We start from the raw sequence: 25,874 nt of genomic DNA on the forward strand, positions 1-25,874 counted from the left end.
CCCCGGCACGTGTGCCGCCCTCGCTCTGTCCCTGGCCCGTCCCCGTTCCGCTGTTCCGCTCCACCGCCGTCCGTCCCCCCACGCACCCGACCTGATCTTTCGTGAAAGGCCTCACCCATGCTGGACGTCCGCCGTCTCGTCCTGTTGCGCGAGCTGTCCATCCGGGGCACGATCTCCGCGGTCGCCCGGGCCATGAACCTGGCTCCTTCCTCCGTCTCCGAGCAGTTGTCACTGCTGGAACGGGAGACCAAGACCGAGCTGTTGCGCCACGTCGGACGCAACGTGCAACTCACGGAGGCGGCGCTGGCCCTGGTGGAGCGGGTGGAGCCGATCCTCGGTGCCCTCGAGGAAGCCGAGACGGCACTCATCTCAGCCGGATCGGCCGGCGGGGCCATCAGTGGGCGGGTGCGCCTGGCGGTGTTCCAGTCCGCCGCCCTCGTGCTGATTCCGCCGGCCCTGTCCCTGTTGCGCGAACGCCATCCCGCCCTACGGCTGGAGATGGTCCAGTACGAGCCGGAGCGCGCCCTGCACGAGACCTGGGCACGGGACTTCGACGTGGTGGTCGCCGAACAGTACCCCGGACATTCGGCACCGCACTGGCCGGGGCTGGACCGCCGCCAGCTGTTGAGGGACGAGCTGCAGCTGACCGTGCCCTCCGGGCTCACGATCGATGGCCAGCCACTGCCGGCCGGGGAGGAACTGGCCACCCTGCTGCAGCACCGGCCGCTGCCCTGGGTCATGGAGCCCCGGGGCACGGCCACCCGGCACTGGGCCGAGCAACTGATCCGTTCCGCCGGCCACGAGCCGGACGTCCGCTTCGTCTCAGCAGACCTGCAGTCCCACGTGAAGCTCGTCGAGTCCGGCAATGCCGTGGCACTGTTGCCGGGCCTGACCCTGGCGGATCATCCTCAGCGATTGCGCCGCATCTCCCTGCCCGGGCGGCCGTTGCGCACCGTCTTCACGTCCATCCGGTCCTCGTCGGCTCGGTCTCCGGCCGTCGTCGCCGTCCGTGCCGCCTTGGAGGAGGCGGCACAGCCGCTGAATGCTGAGACCGGTGGATAACGAACAGGTCGCGACTGGCGCGGAACGGGGCCGGGGGGTTGCGCACTCGCATAGCATGGGTGGAGTCGGTGACCAGAGGTCTGCTGCCCTGCACACGTCAGGACCGACGCACTAGATGCCCGTGAACCACCTGACGAAAGGGACCCATGCGCCAGGATCCGCAGGCACTGCCGCTCGGCGGGGTCGCGACGGACCTGTCCACGGAGCAGTCAACAGCGGTGTGGCACCTGCCCGCGGACACCGAGCCGCAGGAACGGCTGTGGATGGCCTTCCCCCGCGACTACGCACAGATGGGCACCTCCACCTGGGAGTTGTCCGGGGCACGCCGCGCCTGGACTCGGGTGGCGCACGCGGTCATGGACTACGAGCCGGTGACCCTGCTGGTGGATCCGGCGGACCGGCAGATCGTGCACACCTACGTGGATCCCATGTTCCCCATCGTGCCGCTGGCCATGGACAACCCCTTCCTCGGCCTGACCGGGCCGACCTTCACCACCGGCGACGTGGATCCGGCCACGGGCCAGCGCCAGCTCGGCATGATCGACTGGGTCTTCAACGGCTTCGGCCGCCGGCCCGGTTTCGACTACCGCCTGGACGACGTGGTGGGCGGCACCATCTCCGATCTCACCAACGCCCGGCGCCAGCTCTCCCTCATGGTCAACGAGGGCGGCGCCTTCATCACGGACGGCGAGGGCACCCTGATCGCCTCCGAGGCCGTCCTGCTGGATCCGGCGCGCAACGGCGGCTGGACCCGCGAGCACGTCGAGGCCGAGTTCACCCGTTACACGGACATCCGCAAGATCATCTGGCTGCCCGGCGGCCTCACCCGCAACCAGGGGCGCTTCGGCCTGGGCGGGCACATCGACCAGCTCGTCACCTTCGCCTCCCCGGCCGTGCTGCTGCTGCACTGGCAGGAGAACCCGGCCCACCCGGACCACGCCGTCTCCGCCCGCGCCCTGTCCATCCTCCAGCACGAGACCGACGCGAAGGGCCGGCCGTTGAACGTGGCCACCCTGACCGCACCCCTGGCTGGCCAGGACGACCGCGGGCCCCTCGCCTGGTCCTACATCAACGTCCTGCCCGTCAACGGCGCCGTGGTGGTCCCCTCCTTCGAGGACCCGCACGACGACGGCGCCCACCAGCTGTTGCGGGCCGCCTACCCGGGGCGCACGGTCGTGCCCATCCCGGCACAGCGGCTGTACCGGCGCGGCGTCGGCATCCGCCAGGTCGCCCTGCCGCAGCCCTCCCGGAAGGCCCCGGCCTAGAGCAGGCGTCCGTGTCTCACGTTCGGCGTCTCGCGTTCGGCCCGGTTCACGTTCTGCACCTTGATTCCCGACGATCGTGACGTTTCCCCGTCAAAATGACCGGGACTATGCACGATGAGCGGGAAAAGCTGCAACGGCTGATCCTCCACAGCCGGCGAGCTCCTCAGCGTGGTCCACATCGGTCCTCCAGCTGACCGCCCAGGGCCCCCTTCTTGTGGTGTCCTGACGGGCATGATGGCCACCCCGACCAGACTCCCAGTCCCCGATCTCCAGCTTCCACTCGAGGTGACCTCACCGCAGGACATCACCGCTGCGGGGATCCCCTTGCGCCGCACCACCGAGGACGGTGTGCCGACGAATGATGCACCCCTGGTGTTCAGAAGGGCCAGAGCCGGTGAATACGTCAGAGTCCGCCCCGGTGTCTTCGCCCCGGCCGAGTGGTGGAACGCGGCTTCGCGCGATGACCGATTCTGCGCCTCTGCGACGGCTCTCGCCTTGACCAGCCGGACCGACCCCGTCTTCTGCCGGGAGACGGCCCTCGTGCTGTATGGGCTGCCACTCATCAGCAGGCCCGGAATCCTCACCCTGCGGGCCTCAAGCAGCAGCGTGGCCGGCTCCCTCAAGCGTGAGAAGCCGAAAGGGGCCACCTGGCCACTCTTCAACGAGCGGAGGATCTCTGTCCCGCGGGCGTGGAGCGGCCTGCCCACCGGACAGCTCCACCCGTTCCAGCAGCGCCTGTTGTCCGGATCCTCACTGGTCCTCGAGGACCTTCGGATGTGCCTGGCGGACACGTTGCCGCGACTACCGTGGGAAGACGCGATCGTGGTGGCGGATGCGCTGTTGAGCGGACTGAGGAACTCGCCGGCCAACCTGCCGGAGGTGATGGCCAGACCATGGACCGTCCAGGACCTCGCCTCCCTGGCGAAGACGAGCTCCACCCAGAAGGCAGCCCACCGACTCCGTCGGATCGCGGCCTTCGCCTCGCCCCTGTCCGGCTCCCCCGGCGAATCCTGGAGCCGAGTGGTCATCGACCGGCTTGGCTTCGAACCACCAGAACTGCAGCATCGGGTGCGGGCCGCCGACGGTCGACTTCTGGGCATCCTCGATTTCTGGTGGCAGGGGTTACGGCTGGCCGGTGAGTTCGACGGCAAGCGGAAGTATGCCGGCGGCAACAGCTACTCGGGGCGCGACGTCCATCCGGTGATCCTGGACGAGAAGTTGAGATCAGAACGCATCCAGGAAGAGGGTGTTCGCTTCGTCCGCTGGATGTGGGATGACCTGACGTCACCTCGCCGGTTGGAAGCCAAACTACTGCGCGCCGGTGTTCCTCGTCGCTGAACGCGGCGGAGATACCGCCCACCACCGTTCGCGACAGAGCACTCAGCGCCCGCGACCTCGAAGATTCCCGACGATAGCGAATATTCCCCGTCATCATCATGGGGATTCTTCACGATCAGCGGGAATCGCCCCACGATCAGGGCCGTCGCACGGGCAGGTGCCGGCTCACAGAATCCCGGCGTCAGTCGGTGTCAGTCGGTGTCGGGGGTGAAGAGCTCACGGACGTCGTCGGCGGTGATGGTGGAGGAGAAGGCGGCGTCCCCGTCGGTCAGCGAGGAGAACAGGGCCGCCTTCTTCTGCTGCAACGCGAGCACCTTCTCCTCTATCGTGCCCTCGGCCACCATGCGGTAGACCATGACGGTACGGTCCTGCCCGATCCGGTGGGCGCGGTCCACGGCCTGGGCCTCAGTGGCGGGGTTCCACCACGGGTCCAGCAGGAACACGTAGTCGGCCTCGGTCAGGGTCAGTCCGAAGCCACCGGCCTTGAGGCTGATGAGGAAGGCCGGTGCCGTCCCCGTCTTGAACCCGTCGATCACCTTCGAGCGGTTCCGCGTGGAGCCGTCCAGGTAGGCGAAGGACACTCCCCGGTCCGCCAGGGCATCCCCCACGCGCGTGAGGAAGGAGGTGAACTGGCTGAAGATGATCACCCGGTGGCCCTCGGAGACGATCTCCTCGAGCTGGCCCATGAGTGCCTCCATCTTGGAGGACGGCACGGAGGCGTACTTCTCGTCCACGATCGCCGGATCCAGTGCCAGCATGCGCAGCAGGGTCAGCGACTTGAAGATGATGAAGCGGTTCTCCTCCATGTTCTCCAGCAGCCCGAGGACCTTCTGCCGCTCGCGCTGGAGCACCTGGTCGTAGAGCCGGCGGTGCTTCGGCACGAGCTCCACGTGGCTGACCTGCTCCTGCTTCGGTGGCAGGTCGGAGGCCACGAGGTCCTTGGTGCGCCGGAGCATGAACGGCCGGATCCGCCGCCGCAGCCGCGCCATGCGTCTCGCGGCGAACCGCCGCCCGTCCTCGGAGGAATCCGGCTGCTCGATCGGCTTGGTGTACTCGGACCGGAACACCGTCGGCGAGGGGAACAGGCCGGAGGCCGTCAGGGAGAGCAGCGCCCACAGGTCGGACAGGGAGTTCTCCATGGGCGTGCCCGTGATCGCCAGGCGGAAGGGCGCCCGGATGGCCTTGGCCGCCTGATGCGCCTTCGCCGCCCGGTTCTTCACGAACTGGGCCTCGTCCAGCACCAGCCCGTCCCAATCGAGCCCGGTGTACTCCTCGGAGTCCAGCCGCAACAGGGTGTAGCTGGTGATCACGACGTCGACGCCGGCCGCCTCCTCCGCCACGCTCGTCTTCCGCTTGGTGGTGGTGGTGTCCAGCACGCGCAGGTTCAGGTCCGGCGCGAACCGGGCGGCCTCGTCCTTCCACACGGACAGCACCGACGACGGTGCCACCACCAGGAAGGGCGGGGCACCGGCCGCGAGCTGACGCGCACGGACCATCAGCGCCAGGGTCTGGATCGTCTTGCCCAGCCCCATGTCGTCCGCCAGGATCCCACCGAGGTGGTGGTCGTAGAGGAAGGCCAGCCACGCGAAGCCCTCCAGCTGGTACGGGCGCAAGGTGGCCTGCAGGCCGGCGGGGACGGCCGGCGTCGGGATCTCGGCGAGGTCCTTGAGGGCGCCCACGGACTCGCGCCAGGCGACTGCCTCCTCGGACTCGTCCGCGAGGTCCTCGAACTCCTCCCAGAGCGCGACGTCGTACTTGTTGATCCGCGGCGCGTCAGACTTCCACTCCCCCATGGACTCGGCCTCGGAGATGAGCTCGCGCAGGCGGTTCAGGCCGGGGTGGTCCAGGGAGAAGTAGCTGCCGTCGTTCAGCATCAGGGTCTTCTTGCCCTGGGCCAGCGCCTTGAAGACCGAGGTGAACGGGATCAGCTGGCCGCCGACGGTGATCTCGAAGCCGAGGTCGAACCAGTCGTTGTCACGCGGATTCGCCGCCTCGACCTGCGTGACACGAACCTGGGGGTCATCCGTCAGCTCGCGATAATCGGGGCGCTTGCCGTGTTCCACGACCTTGACGTGGTCCAGTTTCGAGAGCGTCGGCAACACATATTCGACGAACCGGGCGGTGTCCGCACCGTGCAGATGCGTGTTGCGGATCGTTCCCGGAAGCACACTCACGCCGTCCGTGGCCTCCTCGGCTGCCGCGCGAACCGCGTCCAGCACGGCGTCCTCGTGCTCCACGTCCCGGTCCACGTCCACCCCGCGAGCCCGGCCGGAGTAGCCGGTCGGGGACCAGCCGCCGCGCGTGTGGGGACGCCGGTGCTCCACGGGCAGTTCGCGCCGCGGCCCCCAGTACAGCCAGTACCACTCCAGGGCAGTCTCATGGTTCTTCCGGTGGTCCACCTCGAGCCACAGCTCCGGGGCCGGGACCTCCGGGAACTCCACGGTCCCGTCCGCGCTGTCCACGTCCATGATGCGGGACAGCCGCGGGTAGACGTCGTAGAAGAACTCCTCGGACTCCTCCTGCGGGATCCGCAACGGTTCCGGCTGTTGCAACAGGTCCAGCACCGGGCGGGGTATGGCCGCCGACGCCGGCGCGAGCGTCAGCCGCACCGGCGCGAGATGGCGCGGGGCGTCGTCGAGGATCTCGGTGGCCACGAACCCCCCGGTGCCGGCAGCCCGCGCTCCGGGGACGACTTCACCGCCGGCTTCCACGATCGGGGCCACCTCCAGGCCCTGGTCCGGTCCGCTGACGTCCAGCCGTACGGTGGCCGGTCCGGTGAAGACCACCTCGCTGAGGATGCCCTGGCCCACGAACTCGACGCCCAGGTCCCGCGCGCGCGCCAGGAGCTGCCATGCCGCCGGTCCGGACAGGGAATCCAGCCGCAGTGTCTCGTCATTGCCGTAGGCGTGCGGCCGCTCGGCGAGGTACAGGCGGTAGAGCTGTCCGAGCAGGTCCACGTGGTCCCCACGCAGCTGGTGCCGCAGGCCGCCGTACTGGAACTTCTTCCAGGTGAGCCCGCCCTTGATCCAGTTGTCCCGGGTGCCCCGGCGCATCGGCCGCAATTGGACGTGCAGCGGGGCCCCCTCCTGGACATCCGCCACCGATGCCTCATGGGCGCCCCATCTCCGACGCATCTCACTGCGCGGCTCGGCCAGCAACTCCACGCCGATCCCCACCGGTTCCTCGGCGTGGGTGACGGCCTCCTGCCCGGTCAGCTCGCCGAGCACGGACCGCCAGTCGCCCGCCGCCGAGCCAGCCGGGTCCCCGCCACCGTGCGGTGAGGTGCGGTTCCCGACGCCGGCTCCGTCCGTGAAGCGGTCCACCTCGCCCCAGCCCTGAACCGGCGGGGCCGCGTTCGGGTCGAACATCCCCGCCAGCGGGGTCCCGGCGGGTGGCGGGCGCAAGTGATCCCGGATCGCCAGGGTCGTGGCCGCATAGAGCAGCGCCGCGGCATGCTTGCAGTCGTTGCGGACCGGGCAGCTGCACCCGCCGCGCAGCGGTGTCCACTGGCGCGGCAGGGACTCCGATGAGGCCCGCCCCGGCACGAGGATCGCGAACGTGTCATATGGCAGTGGGTCGTTGCCCTGCACCTGCCCAAACAACGTGCGCGGAGAAGCCGGCGCCGGTTCTCCGGCGTGGTCCGGGCCGGAGCCGCCGTCGGTCGGTTCCCACAGCAGCCCCGAGACCACTCCCTGGCGCGCATACTTCTTGCCGCGCTCGGCCGCCTGGGCGCCCACGAGCCGGGCGATGTCCTGGTCGGAGACATAGGGGTAGGAGGGCGAACTGCTCATCCCTCCATCGTTTCACGGCCCACGGACACGGTCAGCCGCTCTCCACAGGCCGCACGGGGCCTTCGGCGTCCGTTCTGGCACGGGCCCGGTCCTCGGCCCCGAGACCGACGGCGGCCCCGTCGCCCGAGCCTCCCGGCCGGCCCGGGGTCGTCCCGTCGCCACCAACCCCGCCACCGCCACCGCCACTCATCCTGTCGTCCGGGCCGCCGGCGGCTCCAGTCCCGCCAGGGCCCCCAGCGGCAGGTGAGGCGTCCGTGGCGGGCACCGGCGCCGCCGTCGCGATCCGGGCCTTCCGGTGCCGGGACTCCATGCCTTTCAGGTCAGAGGCGATGAAGGAGTTGATCCACCGCGACTGGGGATCGGCGTCGATCATGATCGCCTTCAGCAGCAGCGTGGCCGGCAGGGCCAGGATGGCGCCGAGCGGCCCGAGGATCCAGGCCCAGAACAGCAGGGACAGGAAGGAGACGGTGGGGATCACGCCCACGGCGTCGCCGGTGAACTTGGGCTGGATGATCGACTGGATGACGAAGTTCAGCACCGAGTAGGCGGCGACCACGGCGAAGAACGCGCCCCAGCCGCCCTCGACCAGTCCGAGGAGGGCCGGCGGGATCATGCCGATGATGAAGCCGATGTTGGGGATGTAGTTCGTCAGGAAACTCAGCACGCCCCAGACCCAGATCATGGGCACCCCGATGATCGCCAGGGCCACGATGTCCAGGCCGGCCACGATCAGCCCGAAGAGGGTGGTGACGACCCAGTACCGGCGCACGCCGTAGGCGAAGGCCGTGAGGGCGGCCCCGAGCTCGTACTTGGCGGTGTTCAGCAGGGCCATGCGGCGGTCCACGGCCACGGAGTCCATGGCGAGGAAGAAGACGGCCATGATCACGGTGGCCAGCAGTCCCAGCATGGCGGTGACGTTGGACAGCAGCGCGGTGACGATCCCGGTGGCCGTGGACACCACGGTGGACATGTTGAGGCCGGCGAGCTGCTCGATCATCATGTCCGGGGTGACGCCGAAGCTGCCGATCCAGGTGATCATGCTGTTGTAGATCTCGTTGAACTGCTCCCCGTACTCAGGCAGGGCCATCACGAGTTCGGAGGCGGACCACAGGATCAGCGCCATGAAGACCAGGAGCACGACGACGACCACCAGCACGGTGACCGAGGCGCCGATGAAACGGTGCACGCCCCTCTTGATGAGCCAGGCCTGCAGCGGGTAGGCGATGATCACCAGGTTCAGTCCGAGGAACACGGGACCGATGATGGTCTGGAGACCCTGCACGAATTGCAGGGTGATGACCAGGCCGGCCAGGCACAGCACGATCACCAGGAACCGCGGCCAGACGCGGTGCGATCTGGTCTCGGGGGTCATGCCGGAGTCATCTGCAGTGTCCACGTCCGAGAGTCTACGGCGGCCCCCGGACAAGATGCCGTCAGGGAGGACCCTGAATCCCACCCTGAGAACCACCCGGAGCCGCGGCGGCTGACAGCAGCGGAGGCTCCGGCTACCCTCGGACCATGATCCGGGACGAGAGCATCGAGGGATACGTGGAACGGCTGGCCTCCGGGGAGCCGACGCCGGGGGGAGGGGCCACCGGTGCCCTGCTGCTGGCCCAGGGGGTCGGTCTGCTGGCCATGGCCGCACGTTTCAGTGACCATGAGGAGCTGGCGGGGAGGGCGGCCACCCTGGCCTCGCGCGCCCTCGCCTTGTCCGATGACGACGAGCAGGCCTTCGCCCGGGTCTCCGAGGCCTTCGGCCTGCCGAAGGAGACGGACTCGGACCGCCAGGAGCGCTCCCACCGCATCCAGGAGGCGATCCGGGCGGCGGCCGTGCCACCGCGGGACCTGGTGGAGACCTCCGGTGATGCCCTGCGGATCGCGGAGGACGTCTTGGCGGACTGCAACACGAACGTGCTCAGCGACGTCGCGGCCGGGCTCGGCTGTGTGCGCGGGACGCTGGTGGCTGCGGCGGCGACTCTGGAGACGGACCTGGCCCCGCTGCAGGACGAGGATGCCCGCACCCAGGTCAGCACTGACATCGGCGAGGCCGACCGCCTGGCCGGCCGCGCCGACGATCTCATCGGCCACACGCGCCGGCGGATCCGCGGTTGAGGACCTGCGGTGGAGGATCGCCGTGCCGACCGCTGCGGCGCAGCTCTCATCGCCGTCCCGGTCATCGCAGTCCCGGTCCCCCGCCGACGACGCCGGCGCGCAACACCTGCTGGACCGTCCGGTCCGAGGAGCGCAGGTCCCGCCACGAGGGTGCCGGAGGCGCCGCCGTGGCGTCCGGTGAGGGCCTCAGTTCGGACCGGCCGGCCCGGGGAAGTGGGGTGTTCGGGGTCGAGCGCAGCATGCTCATCATCTCCGTAGACTGTTGCCAAGAAGTGTATGCAGAGCTTTCTCTGCAAAGACGTCTATGCAAAGGTAACTCTGCTCATGGCCGCTGACAAGTCCTCCGCGCACGATTCCCCCGATCCGGTCCTCGGCAAGGACGCCATGCCGGGGGTGGCGTCCCGGGCGCTCGATGCCCGCGCCATGAAGGCGTTCGCCCACCCGCTGAGGATGTCGATGTACTCCTATTTGACGGACCGCGGCACGGCGACGGCCACCTCGATGGCCCAGCACCTGAATGAGAGCACCGGCCAGACCAGCTACCACCTGCGCCAGCTGGAGAAGCACGGCTTCGTGGAGGAGGACACCGGGCGGGGCTCGGGCCGGGAGCGCTGGTGGAAGCCCGTGGGATTCGCGGTGCCGACCTACGAGCTCTCGCAGGACGAGTCCAACCGCCCCGCCATCCAGGCCCTGTTCCAGACCACCCTCAGCCAGCGGGCACAGGCCCTCGGGCGGTGGCTGAGCGTGGAGAACCAGGCCGACCCCGCATGGGTCAGGGCCTCCATCGACTCCTCCAGCACCCGCACCATGACCGCCCGGCAGGCGCGGGCCCTGAGCGAGGAGCTGATGGCCGTGATCGAGCGCCACGAGCAGGCGCTGGACCATGCGGAGCCAGCCGCGGACGCCCTCTCCGGGCAGACCGCGGACGGTGAGGAGACCCGCCGGGTGCGCCTCTACCTCAGCGTCTTCCCCCTGGTGATCGAGGACTGACCGCCCCGCCCACGGTCAGCCCGCGTCAACCCGGGTGATCCCGCTTGATACTGCAGGCGGGGCCTCTTCGCTCACGGCCCTGCGGGGGATTCCGGACCGCGCAGACGGCGGAGCAGCAGCCGGTCCACGCTGAACCGGCCGGGCCCGACGACGGCCAGCACCAGGGCGCCGACGCCCAGTCCGGCGGCCAGCTCCCACCCTCCGTCAGCGGCGAAGAGGCCGTTGCTCAGGTGGGCGAACACCACCGCCCCGGCCAGGACGAGGCCGGCCAGCAGGCCGGCGATCGGGGTCAGCAGGCCCAGGATGAGCAGCACGCCACCGCCGATCTCCACGGCCATCGTGATCACGGCCGCGGCCTCCGGCAGGGGGATGCCCATGCCGCCGAAACCCTGGGCGGTGGCGGACACGCCCTGGAGGACCTTCTGCATCCCATGGGCCACGAGCACCACACCGAGAACCACTCGCGCCAGCAGCAGCACGGCATCCCGGATCAGCTGTGGGACGGGCACCACTCTGGCGTCCGTGTCCACGGTCCTGGCGTGGGAGAGGCCAGCGGCGGACGAGGGGGAAGATGAGGGGGACGGCGCGGAGGAGGCGGGAGATGCCGAGCTGCCGACGGCAGGACGGAAGTGCCCTCCTCCGGCCCGTTGCCACTCCACGCCACGCGGCTCCTCGTGTCCGCTCCTGGCGGCCAGGGCCTCGGCGGCGCGTTCCTCGGGCGTCTTCACCTCAGTAGATCTGGTCATTCCTTCGAGGCTCCCGCGACGGGGCGGTCGCGTCAAACGGCCTGCCGGTGAGGCGGCGGATGCACAGGGCCTTGCCAGTTCGCCTTCAGGTGGACTGCGGCGTGGACGGCGGAGTGGACGGCGGCGCGGAGGGTGGCTGCCCCCGGCCGGTCCAGCCCCGCCAGACGGACAGCCCCAGCGTGCCGAAGGCGGTGGAGACCTCCAGCGGCGTGACAGCAGTCCCGTCCCGCTGGAGGGCGGGATGATAGGCCGCGACGACGGCGGTATCGGGTAGGACGAGGACCGAGGCGAACCCGGGTCGGGAGCGGCCCCCGATCGGGTCGCCGCCCAGTGCGCCGGCCGGGTCCCACCCGGCCACGGTGTGGTGCGGCACCGTCCGTGGCCCGAAGCCCGGCAGTGCGCTGGCCAGGCCGGCCGGCTCGAAGACCTGGCCCATCCAGCCCAGCACCCGCCCGGACAGCCCGGACAGCGCGGTGCACAGGTCGGCCGGCGTCGTCACGCCGGTCTCCGGCTCGAACCCCGAGATCTCAGTGTCCACCAGGTTCCAGTCACCGATCAGGGTGCGGGCCACACCCAGCAGATCGACACCCCGGTCCGCGAGGAACTCGAGGACCGCCTGCAGGCACGCACCATCGCCCGTCCCCACGATGAGGGCCAGTGCGTCATCCACCGTCAGCCGCAGCTCGCTGTCCATCCTCCGCAGGGTCCCCGACCGCGACGCCCTGCGGTGCTCGGCGGTCAGGGTGAGCCGCTCCCCCAGCAGTCCGGGATCAGACTCGGCGCACCGGCCCACCGCCGCGGCGAGCACCAGCGTGCCGGTGCCGGCCAGCGGATGGCGGGCGCCGGCGTCGTGCGAGGACTCCCGGCCGTCCGCGAACCGGACAGCGAAGCGCATTTGCGGATACGCCGCCGGGATCTCACTGAGGGGCACAGCTCGCACGGCTGGCAGCCGGCTCATGCGGTGACCACGGGCACGGCCCCGTCCTCGATCGCGCGGCCGACCTCGGCGACGGCGGCGAAGACGGCGTTGCGGCCCGGCACCCCGTCCGGCAGCGAGGTCGGGACGGCCTCGGCAAAGACGGCGACGGCGGCCAGCGGCGCCCCCTGCGCGTCCAGCGCGAGCCCCACCTGGGACAGCGAGCGCAGGCCCCGGCCGTTCTTCTCGGCGAAGCTGATGCGCGTGGTCGCCGCCCCGAGGCGCGGGGTGTAGATGCCTCTCATGAGGCTGATGATCCGGCGGCAGTCCTCGGGGAGGAGCTGGAGTCGGGCGGCGGCGCCGACGGACGCTGACCCCTCGCCAGCGCCGGAGCCGATCAGTGCGAGCAGATGGGACTGGTCAGCGGCCGTGGTGATGGTGAGCCCGTCGATCGGGTGGTGCCAGGCGAGGCCGCCGGTGCGCGGGAAGACCTCACGGTGCAGGGTGGAGCGCATCCCGGCCCAGGCACAGTAGTCGTTGACATACTGCAGCGCCTCACGTTCTGCCGCCTCACGAGCAACCCCGCCGGCCCCCTCCCGGTTGCCCTCGCGTGCTGCCTCGCCGATCTCCGCGCCGCCACCCACGGCCCCTCCGATCGCCTCGAAGACCAGCTGGGTGCAGATGTTGTCCGAGGTGCACATCATCTGCGTCAGGCAGTCCGCCAGCGTCAGGTCGAGCCCGGCGCTGAGGGTGCGCATGATGCCCGCCTGAACACCGTCGCGGTGCGCCTCGGTGATCGTGTGCCGCTGCTCGAGGTCCAGCCGGCCGGCCCGGGCAAGCGCGAGCACCGCGCAGAGGATGCTCACCTTGCGCGTGGAGAAGGAGGGCACCACCGCGTCCGCGCGGTCACCGATGGCGTGTACTCCGCCGGTGGCCGGCAGCGCATCCGCGCCAGCACGCTGGGTGGGCGCTGCGCCACCGGCCGGTATGGCGCCGCCGAGCGGGACGACGCGCCAGGACACGGAGAAGGGCTGACCTCGCAGGAGAGGACCGAGGCGACGCTCCATGGCGGAGAGGCGATCCTGACTCAGCACTGATGTGCCCACGGCTCCTCCTGGTGTCGTATCGTGCCGGCGTTCTCTCCTACTGCCGCGCACCCTCCGGTTCCGGAGGGCGCGCGGGTGATGTCCGGGCCCTGTGCGGGAACCTATCACCCGTTGCACCCGACCTCGGAGACGCCGCTGCGCCCCACCGGTCGGAACCGGAGAGGCGCAGCGGCGCACGGGGTGCGTGGAGGTGGTCCGCAGGGGACGGCGGTTACCGCCGGGTCGCCATCCCCTCGGTCTCCCCGGCGGTGCCGGACGGCCCGGAGACCTCGGTCGCTTCCGCCGAACCGGCCGGTCCCGAGGGGGCCACCGGCTCCCCGCCGGAACCGCCGGGCCCGCCGGAGCCGCCGTCGGGACCCTCGCCAGTGCCGCCCAGGGCGGCCGCCGCCTTCTGACGGCGGTGACGCACGTGCTGCAGGCCGCTGACCACCAGGGCCAGGACCAGCACGGAGTACAGGATCACGGTGACCGGGCTGGAGACCAGGACGGACGCATCCCCCTCAGAGACGGTCAGCGCGCGGCGCAGCTCGGTCTCCGCCAGCGGCCCGAGGACCACGGCGATGAGCACGGGAGCCAGCGGGAACTGGTACCGGCGCAGCACGAAGCCCAGCAGGCCGATCACCAGGAGGACCCAGAGGTCCAGGGTCGAGGAACTGATCGCGTACACGCCCAGCATGGACAGCACCGTGATGCCCGCGTAGAGGTAGTGACGCGGAATCAGCAGCAGCTTGGCCCACACCACCGCGAACTGCATGTTCAGGATGACCAGGACCACCAGGCCGATGAACAGCGAGGCCAGCAGGGTCCAGACCAGTTCACCGCTGCGCTCGAAGAGCAGCGGGCCGGGCTGCATGCCGTACTGCTGGAAGGCGGCCAGCATGATCGCCGCGGTGGCGGAGGTGGGCAGCCCGAGGGCGAGCAGTGCACCCATGGCGGTACCGGCGGTCGCGTTGCCAGCCGCCTCGGGGGCGGCCACACCGCGGATGGAGCCGGTCGAACCGAATTCCTTGTCCCCGCGGCGCTTGGCCAGGCGCTTCTCGGTGCCGTAGGCCAGGAACGTCGGGACCTCGGCCCCGCCGGCGGGGATGATGCCGAAGGGCACGCCGAAGGCCGTTCCGCGCAGCCAGGCCGGCAGGGCCTTGCGGACGTCCGAGCGTTCCAGCCGGGCCCGGCCGTTGGTGCCGATCCGCTCCATGGCCGGATCCCGGTGGATGCGGCCGGCGATGTGCAGCACCTCGCCGAGGGCCAGCAGGCCCACGGTGATGACCACGATGGAGATGCCGTCGAACAGCTGCGGCAGGCCCAGGGTGTACCGGACGGTGCCGGAGGGCCCGTCCACGCCCACCATGGCCAGGACCAGACCGATGCCGAGGGCGCCCAGGCCCTTCACCACGGACTCGGAGACCACGGAGGAGATCGCCAGGAAGGCGAACACGGCCAGCGCGAAGTACTCGGCCGGACCGAAGGCGGTGGCCATCTTGACCAGGAGGGGCGCGAAGAACACCACCAGGGTGGTGGCGATCAGGCCACCCACGAAGGCGCCGACGGCGGCCGTCGCCAAAGCCTTGGCGGCCCGGCCGTCCTTGGCCATCCGGTGGCCCTCGAACGAGCCGGCGATCGCGGCGGAGTTGCCGGGGGTGTTCAGCAGGATCCCGGCGGTGGAGTCACCGAAGAGGCCACCGAAGTAGACGCCGGCGAACATGATGAACGCGGCGGTCGGGTCGAGGGTGAAGGTGATGGGCAGCAGCAGGGCCACGGCCATCGACGAGCCCAGGCCGGGCAGCACGCCCACGGCCGTGCCCAGCAGGGCACCGATCAGGACCCACAGCAGGTTGATCGGGGTGAGGGCAGCGCCGAAGCCCTCGAACAGGAGGTTCAACTGGTCCATATCAGATCAGTCCTTCCAGGAAGCCGCCGGGCAGGTTCAGTCCGAGTCCGGCGTTGAAGGCCAGCTGGATGACCGAGGAGAACACCAGCGAGACGATGAGGTCGAACACCGGGCGCTTGCTGCCCAGGGCCTTGCAGACCACCCAGAACAGGCCGGCCGCGGAGAGCACCCAGCCCAGGACGGGCAGCACGAGGATGAACACGGCGATGCCGGCGACGATCAGTCCCACGGTCTTCCAGTCCGTGTACGTCTTCCAGCCCTGCGGCAGGGTGGCACCCGGGGTGCGACCGGCGATCCGCTCGCGGCCGCGCTCGGAGGCGTGGGCCAGGTCGCCGAGCAGGTCCGAGGACGTGTCCGCGTTCACCGCATCGTCGGTGAGGTCCGGCAGCCGCGGGTGGCGCAGCAGCTGGATGGCGTGGACGACCGCGACGGCGTAGAGCACGATGCAGACGATTGTCGGGAAGAACTGGGGCCCCGGCACGGAGTCGCCCATGACGTTCATGGTCGCCGTCTCGATGGCGAGCCAGGTGGCGATGCCCGCCACCAGCAGCGGCATGATCAGTTCGCTGCGGCCGGCCCAGAATCCGCGACGCGCGGTCCCGCCCCGGGGTGCGGCCGACGTCGGGCCCTGCGGTCCGCCGGGTGCCCCGGCGGTTCCGTCCGTCTCAGCCGGATTGCCGGCCGGGGGTACAGTCTGCTGCTGGCTCACAGGCCGAGTCCTTCCACGATGTCACGGGTGCGGTCGATCTCCTCGTCGAGGAAGACCTCGAACTCGTCGCCCGTCATGTAGCTGTCCGTCCAGCTGTTGCGCTCAAGGGCGTCCTGCCAGTGCTCCGTCTGCCGGTATTCCGCCACGATCTCCAACAGCTCACCCCGGTCCTCCTCGGAGACGCCGGGGGCCGCGGCCAGCCCACGCCAGTTGGCCATCTCGGCGTCCACACCCTGCTCCAGGAAAGTGGGCACGTCCACGCCGGGCAGCCGCTCCTTCGAGGAGATGGCCAGGGCCCGCAGGTTGCCGGCCTCGATCTGGTCCGCCACCTCGTTGTAGCCGGACATGCCGGCCACGGTGGTGCCGGAGAGCATGGAGGTCAGCGCCTCGCCACCGCCGGAATAGGCGATGTAGTTGGTCTGGGACGGATCGATCCCCACCTTCTCCGCCACGAGGCCGGTCAGCAGGTGATCGATCGAGCCCAGGGAGCCACCGGAGATGGACGTGCCACCCGGATCCTGCTTCCACGCTGCGATGAAGTCGTCCAGGGTCTCGTACGGCGAGTCCGCCGGCACCACGAGGGCGGCGTAGTCGTCCGCCAGCCGGACCAACGGCTCGACATCCTCCATGGAGACCCCGGAGTCCGCCAGCTCGACGGCACCGACCATCACGCCGCCGGTCACCATCATCATGTCCGAGCGTCCCTCCATCTGGGCGAACTGCCCCAGGCCGATGGTGCCACCGGCTCCGGGGACGTTGACGACCTGGACATTGTTGGAGATGCCATCGGATTTGATGGCCTGCTGGGATTCGCGGGCGAAGCCGTCCCAACCGCCGCCGGGTGCTGCCGGTGCCATCAGCACCAGCTTGGAACGGGCGGTGGCCTCGCCACCGCCGGCGGCGGCATTGACCAAGGCAAGGCCGACGACGCCGGCGGCTGCCACGCCGAGGGCGGCCTTGGTGAAGGTGCGTGAACTCATGGTCTTCCGTACTCTCTACGTCAGTGATTCGGACCACTTAAGCCGTGGCCGATTCTCCACGGTGACAGAAACGTGATCCATGGCACAGCGGAAAGGTGGTTGTGGTCATAAGGGGTGGTTAAGAAACTTCTGACAACGCCGCGTCACGTCCCCTCGTCCCCTCGCCCCCTTGATCCCCAGGAGTCAGCCACGGTGCTTCGTCCCCCGCCCCGCCTGCACGGGCCCCGGCCCCGCCGCCGGTTCCGACTGCAACTGATCACCCTGCAGCTGGCCATCGTGCTGCTGACGGTGCTGGCCGTCGCGGCCATCGTGCTGCGCTTCGAGGAACTGCGCACCCGGGAACTCGCCTTCGAGGAGGTCCACACCGTGGCCACCGAGATCGCCGGCGTGCCCGAGGTGGTGAACTCCGTGAATGCCGAGGACGCCGTCGAGAGCATCCAGCCGATCGCCCACTTGGCCGAACGGGCCGCGGGGGTCGAGTTCGTGGTCATCGCGGACCGGGACGGCATCCGGGTGGCCCACCCCGACCCGGTGCAGATCGGCCAGCCGGTCTCCTCGGACCACGCCCCGATCCGCGCCGGTGAGACCTTCCGCGGCACCGAGGAGGGGCCCCTAGGGGTGTCCCTGCGCTCCAAGGTCCCGATCTGGGACGGCGACGAGGTGGTGGGCACCGTCTCGGTGGGCCTGCTGCAGAGCGAGATCCGCGCCGACCTGCTCGAAGTCGTCCTCGGTTTCGCCCCCTGGGTCCTGCTGGCCGCCGGCCTGGGCACCGCCGGGGCCGCCTGGGCCTCCCGCTATGTCCGCACGAGGATCTACGGGGCCGGACCGGAGGAGATGGCCGGGCTGCACCAGTCCCGCCAGGCCCTGCTGCACAGCGTCGGAGACGGCGTCATCGGCGTGGACGAGGACGGCACCATCACCCTCGTCAACGATGAGGCCGCCAGACTGCTCGGCGTGGGCCCGGACATCGAGGGCCGCCCGGCCGCTGAGGTGCTGGATGCGGACCTGGCCGCCCTCCTGGCCCCCTCCTCCACACCGGCTTCGTCCGGATCACGCGCGGACGAGGCCGCCTGGGACCTGACGACCTTCGCCCTGGCCGGCGAGCGCATCCTGCTGGCCAGGGTGCGGCCGGCTCGGGCGCAGGGCCGGCAGATCGGCCGGACGCTGACCGTGCAGGACCGCACCGAGCTGGAGTCGAGCCTGCGCGAGCTGGAGGGACAGCGCAGCCTGACGGAGACCCTGCGGTCACAGACCCACGAGTTCTCCAACCGCCTCCACGTGATCTCCGGGCTGCTCTCCCTCGACGAGACCGAGGAGGCGCGGGAGTACATCCGGGGCCTGACGGGCCTGGCCGGAGGCCCCTTCCAGCACGATCTCTCCGATGCATCCCTGTCCGCGCTGGTCGGCGCGAAATCCGCGCTCGCCCGGGAGGCCGGCGTCGTGCTCGAACTGACGGCCGGCGTCTCGGTGGAGGCGGGCTGGCGCGCGGACGACGATGTCCTGACGGTGGTGGCCAACCTGTTGACGAATGCGATCGAGGCGGCCGGGGACGGCGGCCGGGTGATGCTGGAGGTGACCGCCGGGGACGCCGGATTCTCGGTCCAGGTGGACGACTCGGGTCCCGGGCTGGAGCCGGACGCGGCACGCGCCCTGTTCCGCTGGGGCACCTCCACCAAGGACATCGGCCCGGCCACATCGCGGCCCGCCGGAGGCCGCGGCATCGGCCTCGCCCTGGTGGACCGGATCGCCCGACGCCGGCACGGCCGGGTGGAGGTCACCCCGTCGCCCTGGGGCGGGGCCCGGTTCCGGGCCGCCTGGCCGGCGGCTACCGAGGACAGAGGGGACATCCGTTGATCAGGACACTCGTGGTGGATGACGATTTCGCGGTCGCGGGGATGCACCGGCGCTTCGTGGAGGCCCTCGACGGCTTCGAGGTGGTCGGCGTCCTGGAGCGCGGCCTGCCGGTGGCGGAGTTCCTGGCTCAGCATGACGTGGACCTCGTGCTGCTGGACGTGCACCTGCCGGACCGCGGCGGCGTCCAGGTCCTGGAGGATCTGCGCTCTGCTGGCCATGACGTCGCGGTGATCATGGTGACCGCCGCCAGCGAACGGGACACCGTCCGCCGCGCGGTGGGCCACGGCGTGGACGGATACCTGGTCAAGCCCTTCAGCCGCGAGGAGTTCAACGAACGCCTCCGGGAGTTCGCCGCCCTCCTGGCCTCCCACGGAGACTCCGGCCAGGGCGACGGCAGCGTCCCGGAGCTGGATCAGTCCGAGATCGACCGGCTGGTCCGGGGCGCCTCCGGCCGGGCACCGGGAGACCTGGATCGGCCGCCCGCGGCGCGCCCCAGCGCTGCGGCGCGCTCCACCGCGGTGGCGCCCTCCGGCGTGGCTGCGCCGGCAGGCGGCATCCCGGACCGCCTGCCGAAGGGCTACTCGGCCCCCACGCTGAACCTGGTGGGAGCCGCCCTGCGGGAGGCCGGGGCCGGCGTCGACCTCTCGGCGCGCGAGGTGGCGGCGGCCTGTGGGGTCTCCCGGGTCAGCGCCCGCCGCTATCTTGAGCTGCTGACCGAGCGCGGTCTGGCCGAGCTGCGCCCGCGCTACGGCGCCACCGGGCGCCCGGAACACCGGTACGCCTGGATCGGCTGAGCCCCCTCCCCCGCCACCCCTTGCACCTTTGTCCACATTTGTATACATTCGTGCACAGTCGTCGGGCGGTCCGGCGAGCCGACTGAAAGGGACCCTCATGACCACCTCCCCCATCCCGGACGCCCCCACCGGTGGCGCGCCGACCGGCACCGGTCTGGATGCCGATGTCATCGTCGTCGGCGGCGGCAACGCCGCGTTCACCGCCGCCCACGCGGCAGCCGAGCGGGGCCGGAAGGTGCTCCTGCTGGAGAAGGCCCCGCGCGATGCCTTCGGCGGCAACAGCTACTACACCGCCGGCGCCACGCGCATCGCCCATGCCGGCCTCGAGGACCTGCAGGACTTCATCGAGCCGGACGAGCGCCACGCCGTCACCGAGGTCCCGGCCTACTCCGCCGAGGACTACGCCGCCGACCTCGTCCGCGTCACGGACGGCCGCAACGACCCCGAGCTGACCGAGGTGCTGGTGCACGAGGCCGCCCCGAACCTGAGGTGGCTGCAGTCGCTGGGGCTGAAGTACCGGCTGATGTACGAACGCCAGGCCTACCAGCGTGAGGATGGCGGCTACCTGTTCTGGGGTGGGCTGCATGTCGGCAACGTCGGCGGCGGCGAGGGCCTGATGCATGACCACGTCCGCGTGGCCGAGCAGCTGGGCACCGAGGTCCGCTACGGCCAGGATGTGACCGGGCTGGTCGTCGAGGAGGGCCAGGTCAAGGGCGTCACCGTCCGCCAGGAGGACGGATCCCTGCAGGAGCTGCGCGCCGAGTCCGTGATCCTGGGCGCCGGCGGCTTCGAGTCCAACGCCGCGTGGCGCCGAGAGCACCTCGGCGAGGGCTGGGAGAACGCCAAGGTCCGCGGTACCCCCTTCAACAACGGGGACATGATCGCCGCCGGCCTGGAGATCGGCGCACAGAAGGCCGGCCACTGGTCCACCTGCCACTCCACGCAGTGGGATGCGTTCACCCCGAACAACGAGTCCAACCGCGAGCTCACCAACCGGCTGACCCGCCAGTCCTACCCGCTGGGGATCATCGTCAACACCGAGGGCCAGCGGTTCGTGGACGAGGGCGAGGACTTCCGCAACTACACCTACGCCAAGTTCGGCCGCGAGATCCTCCAGCAGCCGGGTTCGGTCGCCTACCAGATCTTCGATGCGCCGTTGCGGGCCATGCTGCGCACCGAGGAATACGACATGCCCGGCATCACCGTGGCCCAGGCAGAGACACTGGAGGGGCTGGCCGAGAAGATCGGGATCGATCCCGAAGCCCTGACCGGCACCGTCCAGGACTACAACGAGTCCATCGACACCTCGATCCCCTGGGACCCCACCGTCAAGGACGGCCGCCGCGCCGAGACCACCCCGGTCAAGTCCAACTGGGCCACCCCCCTGACCGAGGGCCCGTTCTACGCCTACGCGGTCACCTGCGGCATCACGTTCACCTTCGGTGGCCTGAAGTCGGACACCCACGGCCGGGTCCTGGACGCCGAGGGCGAGCACATCGGCGGGCTCTACGTCTGCGGTGAGATGCTCGGTGGCCTGTTCGCCGGCAACTACCCCGGCGGTTCCGGCCTGGCCGCGGGCGTGGTCTTCGGGCGGCGCGCCGGTACGCTGGCCTGACATCGGAAGGCGTGCCGGCCGGCGTCGGGAAATGCACGGTCCCGACGCCGGCCGGCACCGCTGAGAGCGGACGAAGGGGACACCTGTGGCAGGGAAGATGGACGCCGCCGCGATGCACGGCGAGCTCAAGGCGGAGATCCTCCGCGGCGAGCACTCCCCCGGCACCGCCTTCCGCGAGGTGGCCCTGGCCGAGCGGTTCGGGGTCTCGCGGACCCCGGTGCGCGAGGCCCTGGGCCGGCTGCAGCAGGAGGGTCTGCTCGAACGCGGGACCCGGGGGCTGCAGGTGCGGCGCCTGGACCCCGAGCAGCTGATGCAGGTCTATGACCTCCGCATCCTCCTGGAGGGACAGGCCGCGGAGGAGGCGGCCTCCGCCCGCACCGAGCTGGACCTGGTCCGGCTGGAGGGGCTCCTCGCCCGGGACCAGGCCCTCACGGACCCGGACAACGCGACCCGCCTGGACACCAACATCGAGTTCCACGAGGCGCTGTGGTCGGCCGCCCGAAACCCCATCCTGCGTGATCTGCTGGACCGGCTCTCCACCCACCAGATCCATGCGCCGACCTCCACCCTCACCACGCCGGGGCGGTGGGAGCAGTCTCTGGAGGAGCACGCGGAGATCCTCCGCTGCATCCGCGAGCACGAGGTCGCCGGCGCGCGTGAGGCCATGCGCGCCCACATGTCCACGGCCCGGGCCCTGCGGCTGAGGATGCTCAGCCACGCGAGGGGCTGACGGCACCGGCTGACCGGGGCCGGGCCAGGCCCCTCGGTTGAGAGGTTTCCGCTGGTCAGTCCCCTACTTCTCGGACCCGTAGCCTCCGGACGGACCACGTTCGGCATGTCGTCCGGCGTGGCGTTTTCACCGGCGCGTCTTCAGCGGTAGTGTCCTGCCCGATGCCCGCTCTGGGCAGACCCGGAACCCCCTCATCTGGAGGACATCATGTCCGCTCCGCTGTCTCTCTCCACGTCCGAGATCCCCACCACGGGCACCTACTCGGCCACCACCGAGCGCGCCACGTTCTGGGCCGTCACCGGCATCGTCTCCGCGGCCGCCGCCGTCGGTGTCGTCGAAGTGGTTCTGTTCCTGCTGGGGTAGGACACCCTCGCCGCCGGCCCGGCGCGTCAGAACTCCCGCAGGTAACAGAGCATGCGGTAGTCCTCGCCGGGCTGGATGTTCGTGAACCCGTGCCGTTCATAGAAGCGCCGGGTGTCCTCGTCGATCTCATCCACGTTGATGTGCATCTCCTCGCTGCCCCGCGTTCTCACGTGCGCGATGGCGTCCAGCAGCAGTTCGGTGCCCAGGCCCCGTCCCCGGTACGCCGGCCGCACATACAGCTCCTCGAGCTGTGCCAGCGGTCCGTCACCATAGGGTGTGGGACGCAGGGTCAGAAACGCGAAACCGGTCGGTGCCGTGGTGCTGCCCGCCAGCAGGACGAGGACGTCGTCACCCACCAGCAATGTCTCGAAGCGGGCCGCGAAGTCCTCCGCGGAGGGCGTGGGCGAGCCGAACTCCGTGTTGAACTCGTGCAACAGCTGGCCCACGACGCCGGCCTGGCCGGGTCCCGCTCGCATCGTCACCATAGGTCTGTAGTCTCCCGGGTCCCGCGCCCAGGGTCCAGCTGACCAGAGCCGGTCACGTCATCAACCTGACGTGGCCGGAGGCCGATCTGTGCTCCACCTATCATGGCCGCAGACGAGCTCGCACCGCGGCTCACGCGCGCCTGGATCCGGTGAGGATCTGACGAACCAGCAGGGAAGACGCCATGACGCAGCACCCACAGGATCCGTCCACGACGTTACCGGGCCGCACGGCAGAGCTGCAGCGCTTGGACACCGCATGGGAACGGGTACAGACCGGTGTCCCCCAGTTCGTCGCCATCGAGGGCCCCGCCGGTATCGGGAAGACCACCCTGGTGGACACCTTCCTGGCCGGCAAGCCCCGCGTGCTGCCGGTGGTGGAGGTGTATCCCACCGACGCGGACGTCCCGGGGTCGCTGGTCCAGCGGTTGCTGTCCACCCTCACCGGCCAGCATCGGACGGAGTGGCCCACCGTCATGGAGGAATGCGTGCAGGTGCTCCTCGACGCCATCCAGGCCCTCGAGTCGAGTGCCGGCGGGGCGGGGGTCGCCGTGGTGGAGGACCTCCACTGGGCGGACCGGTTCTCCGCCGAGGTGCTATGGCGTTGCGCCCTGGCCGTGAGCTCGGGGCCCTTCATGGTCATCGTGACCTACCGCCCGCAGGCCACCGAGTTCACCGCCGGCATCGAGCGCTTCCTGGCCTCAGGACGCCGCGGCACCCACCTGCAGTTGGGCCCGTTGGGAGTCGCGGACTGCCGGCAGGTCCTGCGGGAGCGGCTGGGCATCCCCGTGTCCGTGGACTTCGCCCGCAAGGTCCACGGCGGCACGGGCGGTGTCCCCCTCCTGGTGGGAGCGGTGGCAGGGTGGCTGGACCAGGCCCCTCCGGGACACCGCCGGCTGCAGGACGCCATGACGGCTTTGGGCACGGGTCAGAACGTGCCCCAGCGCCTGTTCGGCCGTGCCCTGCAGTCATCGTTGGAGGCGCTCTCTCCCCATCTGCGGGACACCCTCAGTCTGCTGGCGGTGGCCGGCGAGCCACTCCACATCGTGCATCTGAGCGGGGCGTTGGTCGAGCTGGGCTACCCGGGTCTGCCGGATCACGGCTTGCTGGACTCCGATCAGGTGCGCATCACGCACACCGCGGGCACGGTGGCCCTGTCCCACCCGCACCTGGCCACGCTGATGGCGGACCAGCTGCCGGCCAAGCGCCGTGCGGAACTGCACCGGATCCTCGCCCCGGTTCTGAACGGGCCCGTGGCCCTGGGCCACCGGGTCCGGGCGCAGCGGCTGGCCCCGGAGCCGGCGGAAACCCCGGTACTCGTCCGGACACTGATGCAGTACGGAGGAGAGGCCCTGGGCCGGGGGGACGGGGTGGTGGCCTTCGATCACTTCCATCAGGCCCTGCGCTTGACCGGGGACCCGGTCGCCCTGACCCTGGCGCTGCGTGCCACCGTGCTGGCCCGCAGGCCGGACTTGGTGCTCGAGTTGCGGGATGTCCTGGCCGGGTTGCCCCCGAGCCGGCCTGGATGCGCGGCGCGCGCCTGGGATCTGCTCGCCTCGGAGGACCTGGAGGGGGCGGTGGAGCAGATCCGGCAGGGCCTCTACCTGCCGGAGGACGATCCGGGGCAGGCCGGTCTGCTCCTGCTCGGCCATGCCTTGGCCGCCACGGGACGGACCGCCTACGCCACGGCACGGTTCGGCGCCGTCGGCAGCACCATCGATGCCCTGCTGGCGGAGCTGGTGCCGGTGCGCCGCGGGTTTGAACACGCCGCCCGCCAGGACCCCCGGGCCCTGCGCCAGGTCAGCGAGGCGCGCTCCGTGGAGGCCCTGCTCGACCTCTGGTCCGGCCTGCGGCATGGCGACCGCAGCCGCGTGGGAGAGTTCACAGAGCAGATGACCTCCCTGCTGGAGGACCTGCGACCCGTCCCGGGGACCGAACCCGTGCGGAACGTGATCTCCGCGGTGATCGGCTCCCGCCTCCGTGCCCAGGGCGAGGTGGCCGCCGCCTCCCGGATCCTCGATGCCACGGCCCAGGACGCCCAGGGCCCCCGCGAGCAGCGGGTGTTCGTGGCCACCACCCTGAGCCAGCTGGCCTTCCACCAGGGCGCCTGGGACCGCGCGCTGGAGCATGCCACGCAGGCCGTGGACAGCTGCCTGATGCAACCGGTCGATTCCGGAGTCCGCTCCGCCTATGCCACGGCGGCGCTGGTGCCGCTGGCCCGCGGCGAACAGCGGGCCGGCCGCCAGCTGCTCCAGCGAGCGGTGGACGACGCCGGCACCACCAGTGACGTGGTGGCCTGCGCCGTGGCTTTCGCCCGCGCCATGGGCGCCACCTTCGCCGGCGACCATCCGGAGGCCGCGTGTCAGTTCCAGCTGATCGAGTCCACCCGGGTGGGATGGGCCACCGCCGGGTTCACCACGGTCTGCCTGTATGCGCGCTCCCTAGCCGAGACCGGACAGGTGGACCGCCTGCAGACCCTTGCCACCCAGGCGACGGAAGGCATGGGTTCCGCCCCGGAGGGCGTCCTGCGCGCCGTGGAGGCGGCGACGCTCGGCGCCCTGTACCGGGCGCGAGCCCAGCCGGATGCAGCCCGGGAGCAGTTGAGGGAGGCCTTGGCCGCCCTGGACGCCGAGCCGGTTCCGTACGTGGCCGGCATCGGTCCGGATGTCCTGCCCGGCGGGGGCCACGCCCTGGTCCGGGCCTTCCTGGCGCTGGACCTGTCGCGGCTCGCGGTGGATGGCGGGGACGGCGGCGTGCGGGCCAAAAAGGGCGCGGCCGGCGGCGAGCAGGCCGAGGAGGGCGGAGGCGACGGCCGGTGGGCCCGTCAAGCCGCCGACTTCTTCCTGAGGTGTGGGGCGATGCCCCTCCACGGCGAGGCGGAGGAACTGGCCATCGCCCTGCGGGAGCGAGAAGCGGGACTCTCCGCTAGACCTGCCGAGGTGGACAACGGAGCGGACGAAGGACTCCGCCCCCTGAGAGGGGAGCACGCATCGGTAGCCAGCCCGGCGACGGACCCCGGGGCGGACCGCTCCCCCGCGCCGGCCTCGGCCCCGGCAGAGGCCGCGTTCCGGTTGATGGCCGAGCTGTCCACTCGCGAACGGCAGATCGCCGTCGAAGTCGCCGAGGGCAAGGA

Annotated in this window: 21 protein-coding genes; 11 read left to right on the forward strand and 10 right to left on the reverse strand. The window is 70.7% G+C overall.

The features are described 5' to 3' along the window. The first annotated feature begins 117 nt into the window (after positions 1–117). The 3 genes from RUH65_RS00905 to RUH65_RS00915 all read left to right on the forward strand — a co-directional run bounded on the left by RUH65_RS00905 (position 118) and on the right by RUH65_RS00915 (position 3,665). Positions 118–1,062: a LysR family transcriptional regulator gene (locus tag RUH65_RS00905; RefSeq protein ID WP_313815288.1), complete on the forward strand. Its 945-nt coding sequence runs from the start codon at positions 118–120 to the stop codon at positions 1,060–1,062. A 146-nt stretch (positions 1,063–1,208) separates the two neighbouring features. Beyond that, the gene (locus RUH65_RS00910) at positions 1,209–2,327 is read left to right on the forward strand and encodes an agmatine deiminase family protein (protein WP_313815290.1); all 1,119 of its coding nucleotides are present in this window, start codon (positions 1,209–1,211) and stop codon (positions 2,325–2,327) included. A gap of 285 nt (positions 2,328–2,612) precedes the next feature. Then, positions 2,613–3,665: a hypothetical protein gene (locus RUH65_RS00915; RefSeq protein WP_313815291.1), complete on the forward strand. Its 1,053-nt coding sequence runs from the start codon at positions 2,613–2,615 to the stop codon at positions 3,663–3,665. A 191-nt stretch (positions 3,666–3,856) separates the two neighbouring features. Here RUH65_RS00915 and RUH65_RS00920 read toward each other — a convergent pair whose 3' ends face one another. After that, positions 3,857–7,456: an SNF2-related protein gene (locus RUH65_RS00920; RefSeq protein WP_313815292.1), complete on the reverse strand. Its 3,600-nt coding sequence runs from the start codon at positions 7,454–7,456 to the stop codon at positions 3,857–3,859. Between the two features lie 31 nt (positions 7,457–7,487). After that, on the reverse strand, positions 7,488–8,852 hold the full coding sequence (locus tag RUH65_RS00925) for an AI-2E family transporter (RefSeq protein ID WP_313815293.1): 1,365 nt from the start codon (positions 8,850–8,852) through the stop codon (positions 7,488–7,490). Between the two features lie 122 nt (positions 8,853–8,974). Between RUH65_RS00925 and RUH65_RS00930 the strand changes: the two genes are divergently transcribed. Next, on the forward strand, positions 8,975–9,568 hold the full coding sequence (locus RUH65_RS00930) for a cyclodeaminase/cyclohydrolase family protein (RefSeq protein WP_313815294.1): 594 nt from the start codon (positions 8,975–8,977) through the stop codon (positions 9,566–9,568). Between the two features lie 61 nt (positions 9,569–9,629). Here RUH65_RS00930 and RUH65_RS00935 read toward each other — a convergent pair whose 3' ends face one another. Beyond that, entirely contained in the window at positions 9,630–9,809 is a 180-nt protein-coding gene (locus tag RUH65_RS00935) for a hypothetical protein (protein WP_313815296.1), read from the reverse strand. An 83-nt stretch (positions 9,810–9,892) separates the two neighbouring features. On the opposite strand from RUH65_RS00935, the gene RUH65_RS00940 reads away from it, so the two are divergent. Beyond that, entirely contained in the window at positions 9,893–10,558 is a 666-nt protein-coding gene (locus RUH65_RS00940; protein WP_313815298.1) for a helix-turn-helix domain-containing protein, read from the forward strand. A 71-nt stretch (positions 10,559–10,629) separates the two neighbouring features. Here RUH65_RS00940 and RUH65_RS00945 read toward each other — a convergent pair whose 3' ends face one another. The 6 genes from RUH65_RS00945 to RUH65_RS00970 all read right to left on the reverse strand — a co-directional run bounded on the left by RUH65_RS00945 (position 10,630) and on the right by RUH65_RS00970 (position 16,903). Then, complete coding sequence (locus tag RUH65_RS00945; RefSeq protein WP_313815300.1) at positions 10,630–11,304, reverse strand: DoxX family protein; 675 nt, start codon at positions 11,302–11,304, stop codon at positions 10,630–10,632. 85 nt (positions 11,305–11,389) lie between these two features. After that, positions 11,390–12,262, reverse strand: coding sequence for a serine hydrolase (locus tag RUH65_RS00950; RefSeq protein WP_313815301.1), 873 nt, complete (start codon positions 12,260–12,262; stop codon positions 11,390–11,392). Then, positions 12,259–13,326 (reverse strand): serine hydrolase, encoded by a 1,068-nt coding sequence (locus RUH65_RS00955; RefSeq protein ID WP_313815302.1) that lies wholly within the window; start codon positions 13,324–13,326, stop codon positions 12,259–12,261. The genes RUH65_RS00950 and RUH65_RS00955 overlap by 4 nt, the downstream gene beginning before the upstream one ends. Before the next feature lie 211 nt (positions 13,327–13,537). Further along, complete coding sequence (locus RUH65_RS00960) at positions 13,538–15,214, reverse strand: tripartite tricarboxylate transporter permease (protein WP_313815303.1); 1,677 nt, start codon at positions 15,212–15,214, stop codon at positions 13,538–13,540. Between the two features lies 1 nt (position 15,215). Then, entirely contained in the window at positions 15,216–15,923 is a 708-nt protein-coding gene (locus tag RUH65_RS00965) for a tripartite tricarboxylate transporter TctB family protein (RefSeq protein ID WP_313815304.1), read from the reverse strand. Beyond that, positions 15,920–16,903 carry a tripartite tricarboxylate transporter substrate-binding protein gene (locus tag RUH65_RS00970; protein ID WP_313815306.1) on the reverse strand — a complete coding sequence of 328 codons (984 nt, stop codon included), beginning with the start codon at positions 16,901–16,903 and terminating at the stop codon, positions 15,920–15,922. The genes RUH65_RS00965 and RUH65_RS00970 overlap by 4 nt, the downstream gene beginning before the upstream one ends. Positions 16,904–17,095: 192 nt before the next feature. Between RUH65_RS00970 and RUH65_RS00975 the strand changes: the two genes are divergently transcribed. The 5 genes from RUH65_RS00975 to RUH65_RS00995 all read left to right on the forward strand — a co-directional run bounded on the left by RUH65_RS00975 (position 17,096) and on the right by RUH65_RS00995 (position 22,259). Then, the gene (locus RUH65_RS00975) at positions 17,096–18,757 is read left to right on the forward strand and encodes an ATP-binding protein (protein WP_313815308.1); all 1,662 of its coding nucleotides are present in this window, start codon (positions 17,096–17,098) and stop codon (positions 18,755–18,757) included. 14 nt (positions 18,758–18,771) lie between these two features. Next, complete coding sequence (locus RUH65_RS00980) at positions 18,772–19,551, forward strand: response regulator (protein WP_313815310.1); 780 nt, start codon at positions 18,772–18,774, stop codon at positions 19,549–19,551. A gap of 97 nt (positions 19,552–19,648) precedes the next feature. Continuing rightward, the gene (gene tcuA, locus RUH65_RS00985) at positions 19,649–21,166 is read left to right on the forward strand and encodes an FAD-dependent tricarballylate dehydrogenase TcuA (RefSeq protein ID WP_313815312.1); all 1,518 of its coding nucleotides are present in this window, start codon (positions 19,649–19,651) and stop codon (positions 21,164–21,166) included. An 85-nt stretch (positions 21,167–21,251) separates the two neighbouring features. After that, positions 21,252–21,896 carry a GntR family transcriptional regulator gene (locus tag RUH65_RS00990; RefSeq protein WP_313815314.1) on the forward strand — a complete coding sequence of 215 codons (645 nt, stop codon included), beginning with the start codon at positions 21,252–21,254 and terminating at the stop codon, positions 21,894–21,896. 207 nt (positions 21,897–22,103) lie between these two features. Continuing rightward, a complete protein-coding gene (locus RUH65_RS00995; protein WP_313815316.1) occupies positions 22,104–22,259 on the forward strand; it encodes a hypothetical protein in 156 nt (51 codons plus the stop codon). 26 nt (positions 22,260–22,285) lie between these two features. Here the strand turns inward: RUH65_RS00995 and RUH65_RS01000 are convergent, their stop codons facing one another. Further along, positions 22,286–22,735 (reverse strand): GNAT family N-acetyltransferase, encoded by a 450-nt coding sequence (locus tag RUH65_RS01000; protein WP_313815318.1) that lies wholly within the window; start codon positions 22,733–22,735, stop codon positions 22,286–22,288. Positions 22,736–22,926: 191 nt separating this feature from the next. On the opposite strand from RUH65_RS01000, the gene RUH65_RS01005 reads away from it, so the two are divergent. After that, on the forward strand, positions 22,927–25,874 hold a 2,948-nt coding region (locus RUH65_RS01005), incomplete at its 3' end, for an AAA family ATPase (RefSeq protein ID WP_313815320.1).

This window comes from Citricoccus sp., assembly GCF_032154715.1.
Lineage (GTDB): Bacteria > Actinomycetota > Actinomycetes > Actinomycetales > Micrococcaceae > Citricoccus.

Bases quoted from the DNA above. Each gene is read 5' to 3' on its own strand.
- RUH65_RS00970 (WP_313815306.1), bottom strand. From the start codon at position 16,903: ATGAGTTCACGCACCTTCACCAAGGCCGCCCTCGGCGTGGCAGCCGCC.
- RUH65_RS00920 (WP_313815292.1), bottom strand. From the start codon at position 7,456: ATGAGCAGTTCGCCCTCCTACCCCTATGTCTCCGACCAGGACATCGCC.
- RUH65_RS00930 (WP_313815294.1), top strand. From the start codon at position 8,975: ATGATCCGGGACGAGAGCATCGAGGGATACGTGGAACGGCTGGCCTCC.
- RUH65_RS00940 (WP_313815298.1), top strand. From the start codon at position 9,893: ATGGCCGCTGACAAGTCCTCCGCGCACGATTCCCCCGATCCGGTCCTC.
- RUH65_RS00935 (WP_313815296.1), bottom strand. From the start codon at position 9,809: ATGCTGCGCTCGACCCCGAACACCCCACTTCCCCGGGCCGGCCGGTCC.
- RUH65_RS00945 (WP_313815300.1), bottom strand. From the start codon at position 11,304: ATGACCAGATCTACTGAGGTGAAGACGCCCGAGGAACGCGCCGCCGAG.
- RUH65_RS00995 (WP_313815316.1), top strand. From the start codon at position 22,104: ATGTCCGCTCCGCTGTCTCTCTCCACGTCCGAGATCCCCACCACGGGC.
- RUH65_RS00960 (WP_313815303.1), bottom strand. From the start codon at position 15,214: ATGGACCAGTTGAACCTCCTGTTCGAGGGCTTCGGCGCTGCCCTCACC.
- RUH65_RS01000 (WP_313815318.1), bottom strand. From the start codon at position 22,735: ATGCGAGCGGGACCCGGCCAGGCCGGCGTCGTGGGCCAGCTGTTGCAC.
- tcuA (WP_313815312.1), top strand. From the start codon at position 19,649: ATGACCACCTCCCCCATCCCGGACGCCCCCACCGGTGGCGCGCCGACC.
- RUH65_RS00905 (WP_313815288.1), top strand. From the start codon at position 118: ATGCTGGACGTCCGCCGTCTCGTCCTGTTGCGCGAGCTGTCCATCCGG.
- RUH65_RS00950 (WP_313815301.1), bottom strand. From the start codon at position 12,262: ATGAGCCGGCTGCCAGCCGTGCGAGCTGTGCCCCTCAGTGAGATCCCG.
- RUH65_RS00910 (WP_313815290.1), top strand. From the start codon at position 1,209: ATGCGCCAGGATCCGCAGGCACTGCCGCTCGGCGGGGTCGCGACGGAC.